This window comes from Paenibacillus sp. J22P15 (assembly GCF_056269345.1).
In genome coordinates this window covers 1-14,395 of record NZ_JBWDNT010000003.1, presented here as the reverse complement: position 1 = coordinate 14,395, position 14,395 = coordinate 1, and the positions used below count along the sequence as shown (strand labels likewise).

General features: G+C 42.6%; 13 protein-coding genes and 4 pseudogenes. 8 read left to right on the top strand and 9 right to left on the bottom strand.

Features of this window, described 5'->3' with window-relative positions:
- Nucleotides 1-521: 521 nt before the first annotated feature.
- Nucleotides 522-839 (bottom strand): annotated as a pseudogene (locus AC0YN6_RS08415) (transposase); the annotation flags it as partial.
- Between the two features lie 537 nt (nucleotides 840-1,376).
- Between AC0YN6_RS08415 and AC0YN6_RS08410 the strand changes: the two are divergent.
- Nucleotides 1,377-1,814 (top strand): GyrI-like domain-containing protein, encoded by a 438-nt coding sequence (locus AC0YN6_RS08410; protein ID WP_475746313.1) that lies wholly within the window; start codon nucleotides 1,377-1,379, stop codon nucleotides 1,812-1,814.
- 137 nt (nucleotides 1,815-1,951) lie between these two features.
- On the opposite strand, the gene AC0YN6_RS08405 is transcribed toward AC0YN6_RS08410, so the two are convergent.
- The gene (locus AC0YN6_RS08405; RefSeq protein WP_475746311.1) at nucleotides 1,952-2,134 is read right to left on the bottom strand and encodes a DUF6954 family protein; all 183 of its coding nucleotides are present in this window, start codon (nucleotides 2,132-2,134) and stop codon (nucleotides 1,952-1,954) included.
- Nucleotides 2,135-2,473: 339 nt separating this feature from the next.
- The gene (locus AC0YN6_RS08400; RefSeq protein WP_475746838.1) at nucleotides 2,474-2,770 is read right to left on the bottom strand and encodes a transposase; all 297 of its coding nucleotides are present in this window, start codon (nucleotides 2,768-2,770) and stop codon (nucleotides 2,474-2,476) included.
- Nucleotides 2,771-2,787: 17 nt separating this feature from the next.
- Between AC0YN6_RS08400 and AC0YN6_RS08395 the strand changes: the two genes are divergently transcribed.
- Entirely contained in the window at nucleotides 2,788-2,958 is a 171-nt protein-coding gene (locus tag AC0YN6_RS08395) for a hypothetical protein (RefSeq protein ID WP_475746869.1), read from the top strand.
- Here AC0YN6_RS08395 and AC0YN6_RS08390 read toward each other — a convergent pair.
- Nucleotides 2,959-3,024: pseudogene (locus AC0YN6_RS08390) on the bottom strand (hypothetical protein); the annotation flags it as partial.
- Nucleotides 3,025-3,939: 915 nt separating this feature from the next.
- On the opposite strand from AC0YN6_RS08390, the gene AC0YN6_RS08385 reads away from it, so the two are divergent.
- The 6 genes from AC0YN6_RS08385 (at nucleotide 3,940) to AC0YN6_RS08360 (ending at nucleotide 7,941) form a co-directional block, all read left to right on the top strand.
- Nucleotides 3,940-5,505 (top strand): spore germination protein, encoded by a 1,566-nt coding sequence (locus tag AC0YN6_RS08385; protein ID WP_475746310.1) that lies wholly within the window; start codon nucleotides 3,940-3,942, stop codon nucleotides 5,503-5,505.
- A gap of 30 nt (nucleotides 5,506-5,535) precedes the next feature.
- Nucleotides 5,536-6,738: a Ger(x)C family spore germination protein gene (locus AC0YN6_RS08380; RefSeq protein WP_475746309.1), complete on the top strand. Its 1,203-nt coding sequence runs from the start codon at nucleotides 5,536-5,538 to the stop codon at nucleotides 6,736-6,738.
- Nucleotides 6,739-6,744: 6 nt separating this feature from the next.
- Nucleotides 6,745-6,978, top strand: coding sequence for a hypothetical protein (locus tag AC0YN6_RS08375; RefSeq protein ID WP_475746308.1), 234 nt, complete (start codon nucleotides 6,745-6,747; stop codon nucleotides 6,976-6,978).
- Between the two features lie 83 nt (nucleotides 6,979-7,061).
- Nucleotides 7,062-7,376, top strand: a complete 315-nt coding sequence (locus AC0YN6_RS08370) for a GerAB/ArcD/ProY family transporter (protein ID WP_475746307.1) — start codon at nucleotides 7,062-7,064, stop codon at nucleotides 7,374-7,376.
- A 35-nt stretch (nucleotides 7,377-7,411) separates the two neighbouring features.
- Entirely contained in the window at nucleotides 7,412-7,666 is a 255-nt protein-coding gene (locus AC0YN6_RS08365) for a GerAB/ArcD/ProY family transporter (RefSeq protein WP_475746836.1), read from the top strand.
- A gap of 128 nt (nucleotides 7,667-7,794) precedes the next feature.
- Nucleotides 7,795-7,941: a GerAB/ArcD/ProY family transporter gene (locus AC0YN6_RS08360; protein WP_475746306.1), complete on the top strand. Its 147-nt coding sequence runs from the start codon at nucleotides 7,795-7,797 to the stop codon at nucleotides 7,939-7,941.
- A gap of 48 nt (nucleotides 7,942-7,989) precedes the next feature.
- Here the strand turns inward: AC0YN6_RS08360 and AC0YN6_RS08355 are convergent, their stop codons facing one another.
- From AC0YN6_RS08355 to AC0YN6_RS08335, 5 genes and pseudogenes are all read right to left on the bottom strand, one after another.
- Nucleotides 7,990-9,744 carry a beta-galactosidase gene (locus AC0YN6_RS08355; RefSeq protein WP_475746305.1) on the bottom strand — a complete coding sequence of 585 codons (1,755 nt, stop codon included), beginning with the start codon at nucleotides 9,742-9,744 and terminating at the stop codon, nucleotides 7,990-7,992.
- A gap of 73 nt (nucleotides 9,745-9,817) precedes the next feature.
- Nucleotides 9,818-10,140: pseudogene (locus AC0YN6_RS08350) on the bottom strand (gfo/Idh/MocA family oxidoreductase); the annotation flags it as partial.
- Nucleotides 10,141-10,239: 99 nt separating this feature from the next.
- Nucleotides 10,240-12,537 (bottom strand): family 43 glycosylhydrolase, encoded by a 2,298-nt coding sequence (locus tag AC0YN6_RS08345; protein ID WP_475746304.1) that lies wholly within the window; start codon nucleotides 12,535-12,537, stop codon nucleotides 10,240-10,242.
- A 117-nt stretch (nucleotides 12,538-12,654) separates the two neighbouring features.
- Nucleotides 12,655-14,223, bottom strand: a complete 1,569-nt coding sequence (locus AC0YN6_RS08340; RefSeq protein ID WP_475746303.1) for an extracellular solute-binding protein — start codon at nucleotides 14,221-14,223, stop codon at nucleotides 12,655-12,657.
- 33 nt (nucleotides 14,224-14,256) lie between these two features.
- Nucleotides 14,257-14,395: pseudogene (locus AC0YN6_RS08335) on the bottom strand (carbohydrate ABC transporter permease); the annotation flags it as partial.

The following is a 14,395-nucleotide window of genomic DNA, read 5'->3' as shown; positions in this document are numbered from 1 at the left end:
TTTAAGCCGTTCTAATTATTTTTAGAAAACGCTTACAAGTTATCTTTTTAACGTTCTTATTCTGATCAAACTCCTTTACCTCCTTTCGTAGATTAAGTTCCCGTATTCTTCCGCTGAAACGATCAAATCCATTACGTATCATACTCTTGATTCGTATCGAATCAAGCGTGCATGAAAAGCATTCTCCTTTACGTGGCGGCTATGAATTTGATGTCCCCATCATAAATCGAAAATTAACGATCTAAATACACAAAAAAAACAGTTTAACACCGTTTCTTAACAAAATTGGACTACAAAAAATTGTTAAATCTTCGAATTTTAATAGTCGGATATCACTGATGGTGTTATACCAGAGAACACTAGCGTTGCATAAAATCGCGATGCTCTAAAATAGCGAATATTCAGAAAACGTAATTTCAGGGAGAAATGAAAAAGGTTGGACAGCTCTTAAAGGTAACTTGTCCATTGGGTTGATTTATGCAATTCTGTTCACTTTTTGTTGAAACAGACGTTCCTATCCATCAAGACTTGGTTCGTTTTCGTTGCCGCCCTCTCGATGTTCGATTGGGTTTTTTCTTTAGCTGCATCATCCACTTGAAGAATGTCTCGATGGCCCAGCGGCAGCGGTACATCTCACTGTTTTCATCGCAGGTCAGATCGAATCGGTTGGTTACCAGAAAGAGCAAATTGCCTTGTGAATCTTCCGTTTGAATCATCCGCAGCGTATGCTTCATTTTCTTCTGCTGTGAGCCGATTCGAACGAGAACATCGGCGGCAACAGGACTGTCCTCCGGGATCTCCTGCTCTTCCAAAGGCTCAATGTGCGTATTATTTTTGAGCCGCGTGACGAATAAAAATGCCGTCTGTTAAAAGAAAATAAAGAATTAGACTGAGAAAATAAAGTATTAGACTGGTAACGTCCCATTACGCTCCCTCGGAGAATAAGGTTTTTCTCACGAATACTCTCGAATTCGCAGGTTCCTGGATGTCATGCTTTTGGCACAACAATGGTCAAAATGTTGAAAGAAATAGAAGTTGTCAAAAAAGATTATTTCGAATCACGGCTTAAAAACAAGGAATTTATACCCGAGCCTGGCGATATGAGTCAGCGCCGCCCATCCCGTCTGAAAATTCAAATTAGTGGATTGGGTATCGACACAACAGATGAATGATTTTGTCGTTATTCAACTAACGGGTACGATAGTAGAACAATCAAGGAGCAGTTTGCTACGGCAGCTGCTCCATTTCTTTGTTAAGCTAAAGGGCAGAATAGCGCAATAACAACAATTTTAATTCAATTTTAGAGGAAAGAGGAGCAGAATAAAGAAGAAGTATTCGTTAAGGCTACCAAATAAACGAGATAAGGGGAGGTAATAATGGAGACTGTCATAATAAATCAAAGTAAAACTTTTACACTGTTCGGCGTTTCTAAACTTCATGATCAAAATAAAGCGTATAGTGAAACGATTTTTGAATTGCTGGATCAGGTTTGGAAGGAAGTAAAAATCAAAGAACTCTCTCATACAGGAATAAATCATGTATATGATATTGATCACAGTATATTTGCTGGGATCGAGCTGATCTCTCCGCCTAAAGGAGATTCATTATTGGTAACGAGGGATGTTATTTTTCAAAAATATGCTTATTGTAAGCACATCGGACCATATAGTGAATTAGACAAAACTTATAGGAGCATACAATCGACTATAAAAGCTCTAGGAGTACACCATGAGGCTCCGATATTGGAGATATACGGACATTGGAATGAGGATGAATCAAAGCTTGAAACGGAGATTCTCTATAATCTCAAGTAAGTTATTCTACATTCGATTTTCAATACGTGATTAAGCTAACGCGGAACGTTAGTTCAATAAAACAGCGACAGTCTAGGACTTTATTTTCTGCTAACATTAAGAGGCAGATTCAATTGCGGTAATCATTCTGTCGCTCATTATTTTTTTTGGCGGAATATAACATAGGTGATAATCGTTAATGCGACATAGATGATCATCACAACAGCAAGGGTGATCATGCGCTCTTTTTGGCTACCGTCGGCAAACAACAACGGACCTAACCCAAACATCGTCACCAGCGCATACAAAACAAACATAATAAAACCAAGAATGACCTTCATGTTCAAGCACCTCCTGTTATTCATTGCCGCACTTGATGATTATATCTTTTTTATCAATAACATTGCATAAAACTTATAAAGTCCGACTACAAGCCGAGCTGATTTCAGGCATTCAAACCTGATCTTGCTCGGCTTTTTCTTTTACTCCCTTATATCAATTATAGATACAAACTTGAAAATCACAGCCATTATGATGTTGTGGATTTTCTAATATCATAAATAGGAGTGGATTCAGATGTTAGAATACACGCAAGTTGTTTCCATTAAGCTAGAACGTCCGAAAGCTGACGAATTTCAAACTCAAAAACCGCGTCAAATCAACAACTCCAGTCTAATACTTTATTTTCTTCGAACACCGTCCCGACAATAGCGATCAAATACCGCATAGTCGATATAACCGCGATCAAAGACGTATGTTACGCCCGGTTCATGAACGAGTTCATTCATCTGGGTGCGATCATTTTTCTTGGCTACGGTAACCGTCGCTTTCTCCGGGATGACCTCCTGTTCGCCAACAAAGGCCAGACGCATATGTATTTTGATGCCCGCTTTGGTCTTGCGGAACTCGGCCCACTTGTTTCTGCAGGCACAACGTCCCTGTTGTTGAGTCGATGAGCTAGCGGGCCCAGACGCGATAGAACACGTGTGGCCAATTGTTCGAATACGTGCCGCAGCAGTTCGGGATCGACTTGCTTATGTTTGCGACTGAGCTGCGCCGCCGAGATGGAGGTCAGGACGAGCTCATGTTGCAAGTTCTCGCAAAGGACATCATCGGCGATATGTCGCAAGCCTTCGCGGTTTTGCAACTGCGCAAGCAGAAATAACTTGAGATAGGCGGTCGTCGTCAGCTTTTTCGTATATTTATCCTGCTGGCATTCAGCCACAAACATTTTTGTACATATAGGCGCAAGCCATTTACCAAATGAAGATAAATAACTAAAAAATGCTTACTGACAGCCGTCTTTCCGACTACTCGTAAGCATTTCACCCATTTAACAGATTGTGCATTCTGTAAAATACATTCTTCAATCGGTATTTTCGATCACAATATCTATCTGTGGCTCCACCTGAGCAAAAGAAAAGTGCCCTACGATACCATATATTCTTAGTGCTTTCCTGAGCCCGTTCGATTGCTTACGTAAAACCTTTTTAATAGCCGTCCATTAGGAGGACTCACTTTAGTGAAAATGTCAGAAGGGGTTTTCACACGCTCATTTAGATAAACGCGTATTTCGTACGATATTTTCCGCACTAGCGAATATAAGATATTATCTTTGGCGATAACTGGAATTGATTTGATGAAGAAAATTTGGTCACGAACATGTGAAGAAAAACGAGACGGTTTCTCCAAATCATTGGTACAGCCGAATAATGCGCGCTTTAAATGGTATCCCAAGGAGGACTGGGTGGTATTTCGGGTATGTTTGGAGATTCACCTTATCATGTCATAAACGCAGCGTATCCCGGTCATTTTCAACCTTGGGAATTTTCTAATGTCCCGATGAACTATTGGAAGAATCCTGAACATATTAAACTGACGTTTGAGTGATTTTTTTTCAAAAGATTGGCTTTTCTTCCTATCAAGAAGCGCTTACCAACTTGAAAAAAGCACATTTTTCCCAATATCGACTGACTGGATTCTTTCAACAAGCTTTCGATCATCGATTGTATCATGTGCAGCACTGGATAACGGAACAAATGAGCAACGAAGATCTTTAATCGTAAGAAACGGCTATCTTAAAATGACTAAAACTCTTATACACAAGTAATAATTGGTTACAAACCCAACGGCCGAGGATACAATCATGAAATTTTCTAAACGGATGTCTGCGAAAATCTCTACAACAGAGACGACAAATGAGAAAGAGCCACTGCAATCACGCCTTAAAATAAACATACAAAAGGTGCATGATACTTTCGGCAGCAGTACGGATATCATCGTCCGTGAGGTTCACATGAAATCTGGAAATCAGCTGTTGGGGGTATTTTACGCCGATGGCTTGGCGGATAAAAAAGGAATCAACGATTTTATAATGGAATCGGTGATGCTGGATATTACTGGTGCGTCTGAGCAGCTTTCATCACCTCCTGAAGCCATACAAGTTTTGAAGAACCACGCCCTCACGATCGGCGATATCAAAGATGTTACTGATTTTGATACGTTATGCCATTCGATTTTGTCCGGAGAGGTCGTCTTCCTGCTGGACGGGCATGCGATAGGAGTAGCGGCCAGTACACAGGACTGGCAAGACCGCGGGGTAACCGAACCTTCGACCGAATCCGTCATTCGGGGACCGCGCGAAGCGTTCTCCGAATCGCTGCGCACGAATACCGCCTTGCTTAGGCGCAAAATTAAAGACCCGAATCTATGGTTAGAAACCAAACAAATCGGACGGGTGACCAAAACCAGTGTAGCAATAATGTTCATCAAAGGAACAGCGAGTGAAAGCGTGGTCGAAGAAGTTCGCACGCGTTTGGACCGGATCGACATCGATAGTATCCTGGAAAGCGGCTATATCGAAGAATTGATTCAAGACGAAACATTCACTCCTTTTCCGACCGTTTACAATTCGGAACGCCCGGATGTCATTGCAGCCGAACTGTTGGAAGGAAAAGTCGCCATTCTGGTAGATGGAACCCCATTCGTTCTAGTCGTCCCGGCTTTGTTTATTTCCTTCTTACATGCCGCAGAAGATTATTACCAGCGTGCGGATATCAGCAGCCTTGTTCGAATCCTTCGCTACATCGGTGTGATGATCACGTTACTGGCTCCCTCACTATATGTCGCGATTACGACGTTTCATCAGGAAATGCTGCCTACACCTCTGCTGCTCAGTTTGGCGGCACAGCGGGAAGGTGTTCCCTTTCCCGCCATCATCGAAGTGCTGATCATGGCACTGTCCTTCGAGATCTTACGGGAAGCCGGTCTTCGCATGCCAAGAACGATTGGTCCTGCGGTATCGGTCGTCGGAACTTTGGTCATTGGACAGGCGGCCGTAGAGGCGGGAATTGTATCGGCAGTGATGATCATCGTTGTCGCCATAACGGCCATTAGCAGCTTTGTATTTCCTTCCTACAGCATGTCCAACGCCTTCCGCATTCTTCGGTTCCCGATGATGGCGCTTGCCGCTTCCTTTGGGTTGTTTGGGATTATTGTCGGATTCATTGCGATCTTGCTCCATCTGTGCAGTCTTCGCTCGTTTGGGGCTCCCTATATGAGTCCTTTTGCTCCGATGGTACCTGCTGATCAAAAGGATGCTGTTATCCGGTTGCCAAGGTGGACCTTATTTTCCCGCCCTCGCCTCATCAATCAGACGAATGTGAATCGCGGAAAAAATACTCCGCCTCCGAAACCAGAACCGCGAGAATGAGGGTCGAATGTTATAAGAAGGAGTTGTACCGTGAAACGAAACACGTTCTTGTTATCTTTTGTTCTTATCCTGCTGATGTTTGTGACCGGATGCTGGAGCCGCCGTGAGCTCAATGATCTCGCCATTGTGGGAGCTATCGGTATTGATAAAGTGGGGGGCAAATATGAGCTCTCCGTCCAAGTCATCGATCCGAGTGAAGTATCCTCAAAGAAACCAAGCAGCGGTCGAACGCCGTCCGTGATGTATAATGCGAGAGGAGATACGGTGTCTGAGGCCGTCAGAAGAATGGCAACGGTTGCCCCAAGGCAACTCTATTTTTCACATACTCGGATGCTTATTTTAGGGGAACAGTTGGCGAGGGAAGGCATCCGCGATACGCTTGACTTCCTGTCGAGGTACCACGAGTTCCGAACAGACTTTTACGTTGCTGTATCAAAGGGAACGACAGCAAGAGAAATATTGGGGTTCTTAACCCCCTTGGAAAAACTCCCGGCGAATAAAATGTTTAAATCGCTTGAGGTCTCTAATAAAATTTGGGCACCTACCGTTCCCATCCATTTGGATGAGTTGTTGTCTGATCTCATTAGTGAAGGAAAACATCCGGTATTGAGCACCATCCAGATTAAGGGCGATCCTAAACAAGGTGCGAGCAATAAAAATCTGGAAAAAATCGATTCTCCAGCTAATTTGCAATACACGGGAATCGCAGTTTTTAAAAAAGATAAACTATTGGGCTGGCTTAACGAAAAGGAAAGCAAAACGTACAGCTATATCAAGGAAAAAGTGGAACGTACCATCGGTGTTCTGGCATGTCCCGGTGGAGGTAAAATATCATTCGAGTTGATCCGCTCGGAAACAAAAGTGAAAGGAAAAGTAGAAAACGGCCATCCCAAAATTGATATCCATATTCGAATCGAACAAAATGTGCAGGATGTGGAATGCAATGTCGACTTAACGAAGACGGAGACGATAGACGAATTGGATAAGAGAGCGAATCAAAAAGTTGAGAAGCTTGTCAAACACACGATCGAAACAGTACAAAAGAAGTATAAAGTCGACATTTTCGGATTCGGTGAAGCTATTCATCGTGCCGATCCCAAGGCATGGGCGAAGTTGAAAAAGGATTGGGACCAGTATTTTACCAACGATTTGCAGGTAAGTGTGAATGCGGATATAAAGACCCGACGCTTAGGGACCGTATCGAATTCTTTCCTGCAGGAAATGAAGGAGTAGTCGAGCATGTGGGCGATCTTAGGAATTCTCGCGGCAGCCGCCGCCATCTTCATCTTCGAAGCCCCTGCGTTATTCAGAAAGCAGTTAATAAAGGAACTGTGGGTATTTTCAGCCTTGCTCGTAATAGGAATCGGCTTAAGCATATCATTGAGTTTACATGTTAAGCTTCCGAACCCCCTCGACTGGTTGACCGTCATTTACCGACCGTTTAGTGATTTCTTAGAGAGCGCCTTGAAATAAGGAAGAATCGCCCTCCATAGCATGAGCGTTTATGCATTAGGTACATCATATTTGTGAGTGTTGAATGAAAAGGGTGAAAGTCCATGCAGGGGAATAAGAAAATATCGACGAGTCAATTTATAATCGTCGTCACTTTATTTACAATTGGGAGTGCGATCTTAAACGCACCATCAGGTCTAGTTTTTAATGCCAAACAAGATGCTTGGATTCCCGTATGCGTTGGATTAATGATTGGATTATTGCTTATATGGTTGTATAACACCCTTTGTGCCCGGTTTCCCTCGAAGACTTTGGTTGAAATAAATGAAATACTGTTAGGAAAATGGCTGGGTAAACTCGTTTCTTTTATTATAAGTTTTAGTTTCCTTCTTGGCGCTTCGGCTTTTTTGTTTTTTTAAGAAACTTTCTGACAAGGAATTTGTACCCGAGTTATGTGCTAGCGAGAAAAGTCAATGTGGGAGGTTTTATTCAATACATAGAAGCCATACTCGCTACACTATGGTTTATTACTCTCTATTTCAAAACAACTTACTATTTTTATGCTTCTGTATTAGGACTTGCGCAAACGTTACATATAAAAGAATACCGGCTGCTTTCATTGCCGTTAGGCATAATATTAGTGGTCACTTCTTTAATCATGTACCCCAATGTTACATATGAACGGACAGTGACCAGCCTCATTTGCTAACAATAGGGCTTCTTCTACCGCTATTGTTGTTAGTCGTGGCTATAATACGAAAAAAAGGAACAATCACAAAATGAGCTAGGCTCGGCTTGGGGAGACAATCGAACGGTTCAGAAAGGAAGTCAACGGAGATGCTCGAAAAAGGCAAAATCGGTATACGTCAATTTACCATCCTTGTTATTCTAAATACGATTGGAGATGCGATCTTGGTTTTGCCGTCCGTACCTGCAATTGAAGCCAAACAGGATGCGTGGATATCCACTATTATAGGATTGTAAAAAAAAGGATGAAGTGCTGATCAAATCAGCCCTCCATCCTTTTGTATGTTACCCTAGAATAGCGCTGTCGCGAAGTGTAACTACCGGCTCTTGGGGACCATGTAGCTCAAACAGCACGAGTTCGTTCTCTCCTTTACGGAGAAGAGGTCCCGGGATGTACAACGTTTTCTGCGGCCCTACCGTTTCCCAATACCGGCCAAGATTGAAACCGTTGATGTACGCGACGCCTTTGTTCCAGCCTTTCAGCTCGAGGAACGTATCTGCCATCTCATCCACTTGGAACGTCCCTTTGTAGAAGGTCGGCTTGCCATCGCATTCCATTTCCCTAGATGTATATTCTAACATCGACAAATCTTCCAGGGGTAGCGTGTGAACTGTCCAATGGTAAAGGAATTGCGCCCCGAAGCGGATCCCTTCCGTAATTCCTTTAACGTCTCGCAAGTATGGGCCATAGTTGGTTCGTCCCATATTTTCGACGAGCACGCTCAAGGTTGCTCCTTCAGGCGGTATACTGAAAGTAATTGGCTCTGCGTCTTTGCTCCAGCGCTCGACAACTCCTTTAAACTCACCGTCGACAAAGATCTGTGCCCGATCGTGTACATTCTGCAGATTCAGCCGTGTTTCTTTGCGCGGTCCCGAAATCCTCGTTGTGTATAAGATGAAGCCGTAATTTTGTCCCAGCAACTCCATCGGGTCCGGGCAAGTTCTTTGCACCGGCGTCGACAGCTTGTTGAGTGATTCGAACAGCGAAGCTTGCTGCGACATATTCACTTGACCGTATGCTTTCTTCTTGATCGGGTCAGGCAACTCTAGCGGTCCGAGGTCGACGTATTTGGATACAACCTCGCGTACCGCATAGAACTTGTCCGTCAAATCGCCAGATTCGCTTATCGGCACATCGTAGTCGTAACTTGTGATCGTCGGCATATACGTGCCGTCGTCGTTAGCGCCGCTCCAGAAACCGAAGTTCGTTCCTCCATGGAACATGTAGAAGTTGACCGAAGCGTCCATCGCCAGCATTTCGTTGAATACTTTCGCCACTTCGGCGACATCGCGTGTATGGTGCTTCTCGAACCAATGGTCGAACCAGCCGTTCCAAAATTCCATGCACATGATAGGTCCGTCCGGCTGATAAATGCGCAGTTCAGTGAAAGCTTCCACTGGCCGGGAACCAAAGTTTACAGTCTCCAACACACCCGGCACCATACCGCCTTGCAGCATGAAATCTCCTGGTCCATCGGAGGTGAACAGCAGCACGTCGATACCACGCTTGATCTTACTCTCTCTTAAATATTCAAGATATTGATCGTCGTTGCCGTAACTGCCGTATTCGTTCTCAATTTGCATCGCGATGATCGGCCCGTCATTCGTGCAGAGCAGCGGAACAAGCTTCGGCAACAAGACGTCATAATAGGCATCAATTTTATCGATGAACTGTTGATGGAAACAGCGCAACTGCATGCCCGGATCGGCCAGCAGCCAAGCCGGCAATCCGCCGAATTCCCACTCTGCGCAAATATACGGACTTGGACGAACGATCACATACAGCCCCAATTCACCTGCCGTCTCGATAAACTTGACGATGTCGGCGATGCCTTCAAAGTTGAACTGTCCTTCGTTTGGCTCGTGCAAGTTCCACGGTACATAGGTTTCTACCGTATTGAAGCCGCAAGCCTTCAGTTTCATCAGACGATCTCGCCAATATTCGGGAACAACGCGAAAATAATGGATTGCACCTGAAATTAGCCTGACCGGCTTGCCATCAAAAACAAATTGGTTACCTTCCACAACAAATGTTGACATAGTTTTAGCCTCCGTTCATTTATCTACAGCAAACACTCTCTTGCTCTATCATTACAGTTTTCAACTAATACTTTCACACTTGAACGAATAGCTCCTTATAGAAATCATCAAGTTCAATCGATTGGCCATTATTTAAACGGGATTGCTCCGCTGCAAACGCCATAAGATGGCTGCGTACCGAAGCCGATGCGGACGTTAGGCTCTCGCTACCATCGTAGCCGGACACTTCCTTCAGGAAGTTCCGACAATGCCGCTGTCTCCACCCCCATGCCCCGACGTCTGTTCTGGGATTTGAATCTCAGTGTTTTCGTGGGTAACGAAATCCATAACCGTAATTTTGCCTTCCTCGCCGCGAATTTCACCTTTTGTACCCATAATCTGAATTCGCCGTTCCTGATGTCGATTCCTTTAATGACCCCGAATGGTAATGTGGACGGTAAAAGAGATATCAGGGGGTGCCTACTGTCCATCGCGTTAAACGTATCGTCATAAAATCTACATTGCGGATTCAACTTTAACTTCATTGCTCCATTCACTATACCCTGCAAAGTTGCTAGCTCTTACCTTTACAGTATGACTAGAGCGTGGTACTAGACCTAACTGCGAGAATTCACTAGTAACATTACTTATTACTCTGTCATCAAACATAATGTCGTAATGCAGTGCTCCTGGTGAATCGTCCCATTTTATATTTAGAATGGACTCACTTTTGCTCACAATAGTCAAATTTTCTGGAACAGAAGGTATCTGAGGAAATTCTCCCGAACCAAACATAATCCAGTTAAGTTTACACATATTTTGACTTGCACCATTAAACACAAGATATACTTTTTGCTTTCCAGTAACTTGTTTTGCAAGGTCACTCTTCATATTTACATACTTATTTATATCACCCGTATTGGGAATATGAAGTGTACTTATTAAATCACTATCCATGTGACCAATTCTTACCTCAATCGTTCCTCCGGTTAATGAACTTGCTACTCTTGCATTAAACCATTCCGCATCGCCGGCACCAAAATCGACTTGATCATATTGCAACCAATCTCCGTCTTTTAGATTCGATATACATAGATCATATTCACGGTTTGGATCATCGCATATCCATTCTGTTCTTGGGTTTATTTGGAGTTCTTTATCCGAAACAAACGTTTGATCATCGTAGCGTGCAGCATCGATTCTTCTATTTATCCCAAATAGATTGCCCTGATTTTCTGAGGTTGTCAGTTCAAAGGAATCTACATCTACATATCCGCCAAGCTTTATTGTTGCGTAGTTAAAAATTCCAAATCTCATTCCGACGTAGGTACCGTAACGCATATCGTATCTTCCACCAAGTTGTTTAAAACGGATACCGTCTAAACTATATGAAAACTCCATTCTATATTCGTGCCTTGGAGTCTCTGCTCTTAACCATACGTCCTTAATACCTGCAGACAAATTCACGGATACATGTTCAGTCGTATTATCATTAATAACGATAGATTTATGGCCCTCTTCATTTTTGATCCCAATAAAGGTAAAATCTCTTTGCATTAAGCACAGACCAGTCGTATCACCATCGGCCACATGGCTCACATCTAACTTAACAGTTCCAATACAGTCTGGGCCAACTATCCTCTGCGTAAGCGTATTTCGCGCATAGGTTAAGTTATCCGTTACACTTGAAGTTTTAAGTCTAATATATCCTGGTCTTTCTTCAAGACTCCATTTACTGTTATCCGGATTGTGATTCCATTGCCACTGTAACCCTAACTTATTCGTGCTAAAGTCATCAGAAGATGGAAGTGCCTTCGGTTCAATATGCTCCAGATTCGGTATATTAGGCTTTTTATATGTAACAACAGCTTTTTCGCCATCTACCAGCCCCATGTATGGCCAGCCATTCTTCCATATAACTGGCTGCAGGGTCGGTACTCTTCCAAGTTTAGATCTATCTTGAAATATGATTGCCCACCATTCCGAGGTACCGTCTTCCTGAGGAACATCGACAATCCCCCCTTGATGAATTCCATTCCCCCAGAAATTCATAAAGCTTGCCATAATATCCTCGACTTCATAAGGTCCGTTCGCTAAATCTTTGGTTCGAACCGCCACTTCTTTTTTTGAACCATGCTTCCAAATCGGCGTAGTTAGAATATAGTAAGTGCCATTTATTTTATATACATGGGCTCCCTCGTTATACCCATTGTAACGATGACCCGGACATGGGTAAGAATAGATCTTTTTGCCGTTTCTTTTGGCGCCTGGTTCTCGCTTGGATATGATCGATAATTGGCCTGTTTCTTCATCCACGATCTCTAACTCGCTAAGATACAGTTCCCCTTGTCCATGGACTACATATATTTTTCCGTTATCGTCGAACAATAAGCCCGGATCATAAAGTTCATCTTCTAGTTTATAGAGTGACCAAGGCCCACTTGCTTGATCTGCAATACTTACATATGCAGCATCTCGATTAATATTAAACATGAGGTAAAACTTTCCGTTATAATATCTTAGACTCGTTGCCCATGGACCTTCATCATAAACATCTCCGTTGATAAGATCGTACTCGTCGCCTTCCATTCTTTCAACGGCATAACTTTCATATTCCCAATTCACCAAGTCCTTGGAGCTCATAATAGGACAGCCTGGAAATACATGCATGCTTGTTGAAGACATATAGTATGTATCGCCAACTCTTATCACATCATTATCCGGATAGTCCCCCCACATGATTGGATTCGTATAGGTGCCATTTCCATTGTCGGTAATCCATCCATTTGCAGTTTCTGTAACATTTCTTTTCATTGTTCGTAGACCTCCATTTTTAGAAATCATCCATTTTTATCTAAAACGAAAACGTAATCCAATTACAACAAGAAGCGTGAGAAGTCACGCTCCTTCGTTCAACTCAAGTTATATCCATTATTTCTTAAAAGTCTCGTCATAGGCTTTATTGATTAGTTCCAGTGCTCGGTCAGAGCCAAGTTTTTTAACCTGTGAAATAACTTCTACATCCCAGGTATCAATGCTTTTCTTACCGATAATCACATTTACCGAAGCTTCCTCTACGTAGGTATCAATAGCCGTTTTGAGGTCGGTATATTCTTTTTTCGCATTCGTATCGTTGAATTTTGCATCAAAGACCGCCTTGCCGAATGCTTGGTTTTCTTCCAAAAATGATACCGATTTTTTCATGGCAGCACCATTTAACTCATAAGTATTAATAGCAGTTTGATTTACAACGTTGAGAAGGTCTTGGTTATTTAGCCCCGCATTCTTGATGGAACCATTTGGTGTAGCAGAAGTTTGAAAATCCTTCAAAAATTTCACAGTACCATCGGAATTCTTTTGATAAGATTCGCCTTCGATACCAAATTGCATGGCATCGACACCTTCTGGGCTGTACATCCAATTCAAAAAATTAACCAATTCATCTTTGTATTTAGATTGATTTGAAATCACTTTGTAGCTTGAGAAATAGCCGCTTAAAACACCGGTACCAACTCTTGTATTGTTGTATGCAGGTTGAAGCATAGCCGTAAATTCAAAGCCCTCTGGAATTTTGCTTCCCATTTGTTTAACAATCTCGTCGCCAACTTGCGGGTAGTCAAAGGTCACCAAACCTTTGTTTGTAGCTAACAGTTCATTCCATTCATCATCTGTAATCGTAGCAAAGTTGGGATTTAATAAGCCTTCGGAATACAATTTATACAAGTAAACCAACGTATCCTTGTAGGCTTGGCTTTCTGGACCGTATACATATCTTTCTTGTTCTGGGTCAAGATAGAAAGAGGTGCTCGTTCCTCTATAGTAAGCTTGATTACCTATTAAGTGAGGCGTACCCCATCTTACAAAATAGGGGTAAGAATCTGGGTAGAGTTTCTTCAGTTCAACTAAGGTATTGTATAAATCGTCAAAGGTTTCGAACTTCGTGGATAAGTTGTGTTTTGCAAAAATATCAGTCCTCCCCAACATAACTTCGTCGGCACGATATGGCACATCATACATTCTTGGGGCGCCATAATATTTGCCGTTAGGCGAACGAGTCAGATCCATGGCAGGTGGATATTTTTCCAACATCACTTTGTAATGATCAAGCTTCCCTGCTTCCATATAAGGCGTTAAATCTAAGAATGCTCCTTGTGGACCATAACGGTCCGCATTATCTCTTGGTAATGTCATCAAATCGGGTAGTGATCCAGATGCTAACATGGTATTCAATTTTTGTGTATAGTCTGCACGGGCTACGCTAACGGGTTTGATTTTAATATTTGTGTACTTTAGAATTGTCTTAAAAATTTCTTCGTCGCCAGTGTATGGGGTATTAGAACTAAAAAACCAAGAAACTTCAATGGGCTTTTCGCTATTTTTTTGTTCGGTGGCATTCGGGTCTGATGTCTGTGACGTTGTGGTTTTGGCAGATTCGCTTGGCTTACTGCACCCTGCAACTAACATCATGATAGCTACAAATAAGACCAAAAATCTTTTCATGATAAATCTCTCCTTATTGGTAAATTTCATCAATTATCCTTTTATTGAGCCGACCATAAGACCCTTGACAAAGTACTTTTGTATAAAAGGATAAATACACATTATAGGAAGTGTAGTGATGACAATGGATGCCATTTTTAAAGATTCCGTTGCCGAGTGATTTAATTGAGCA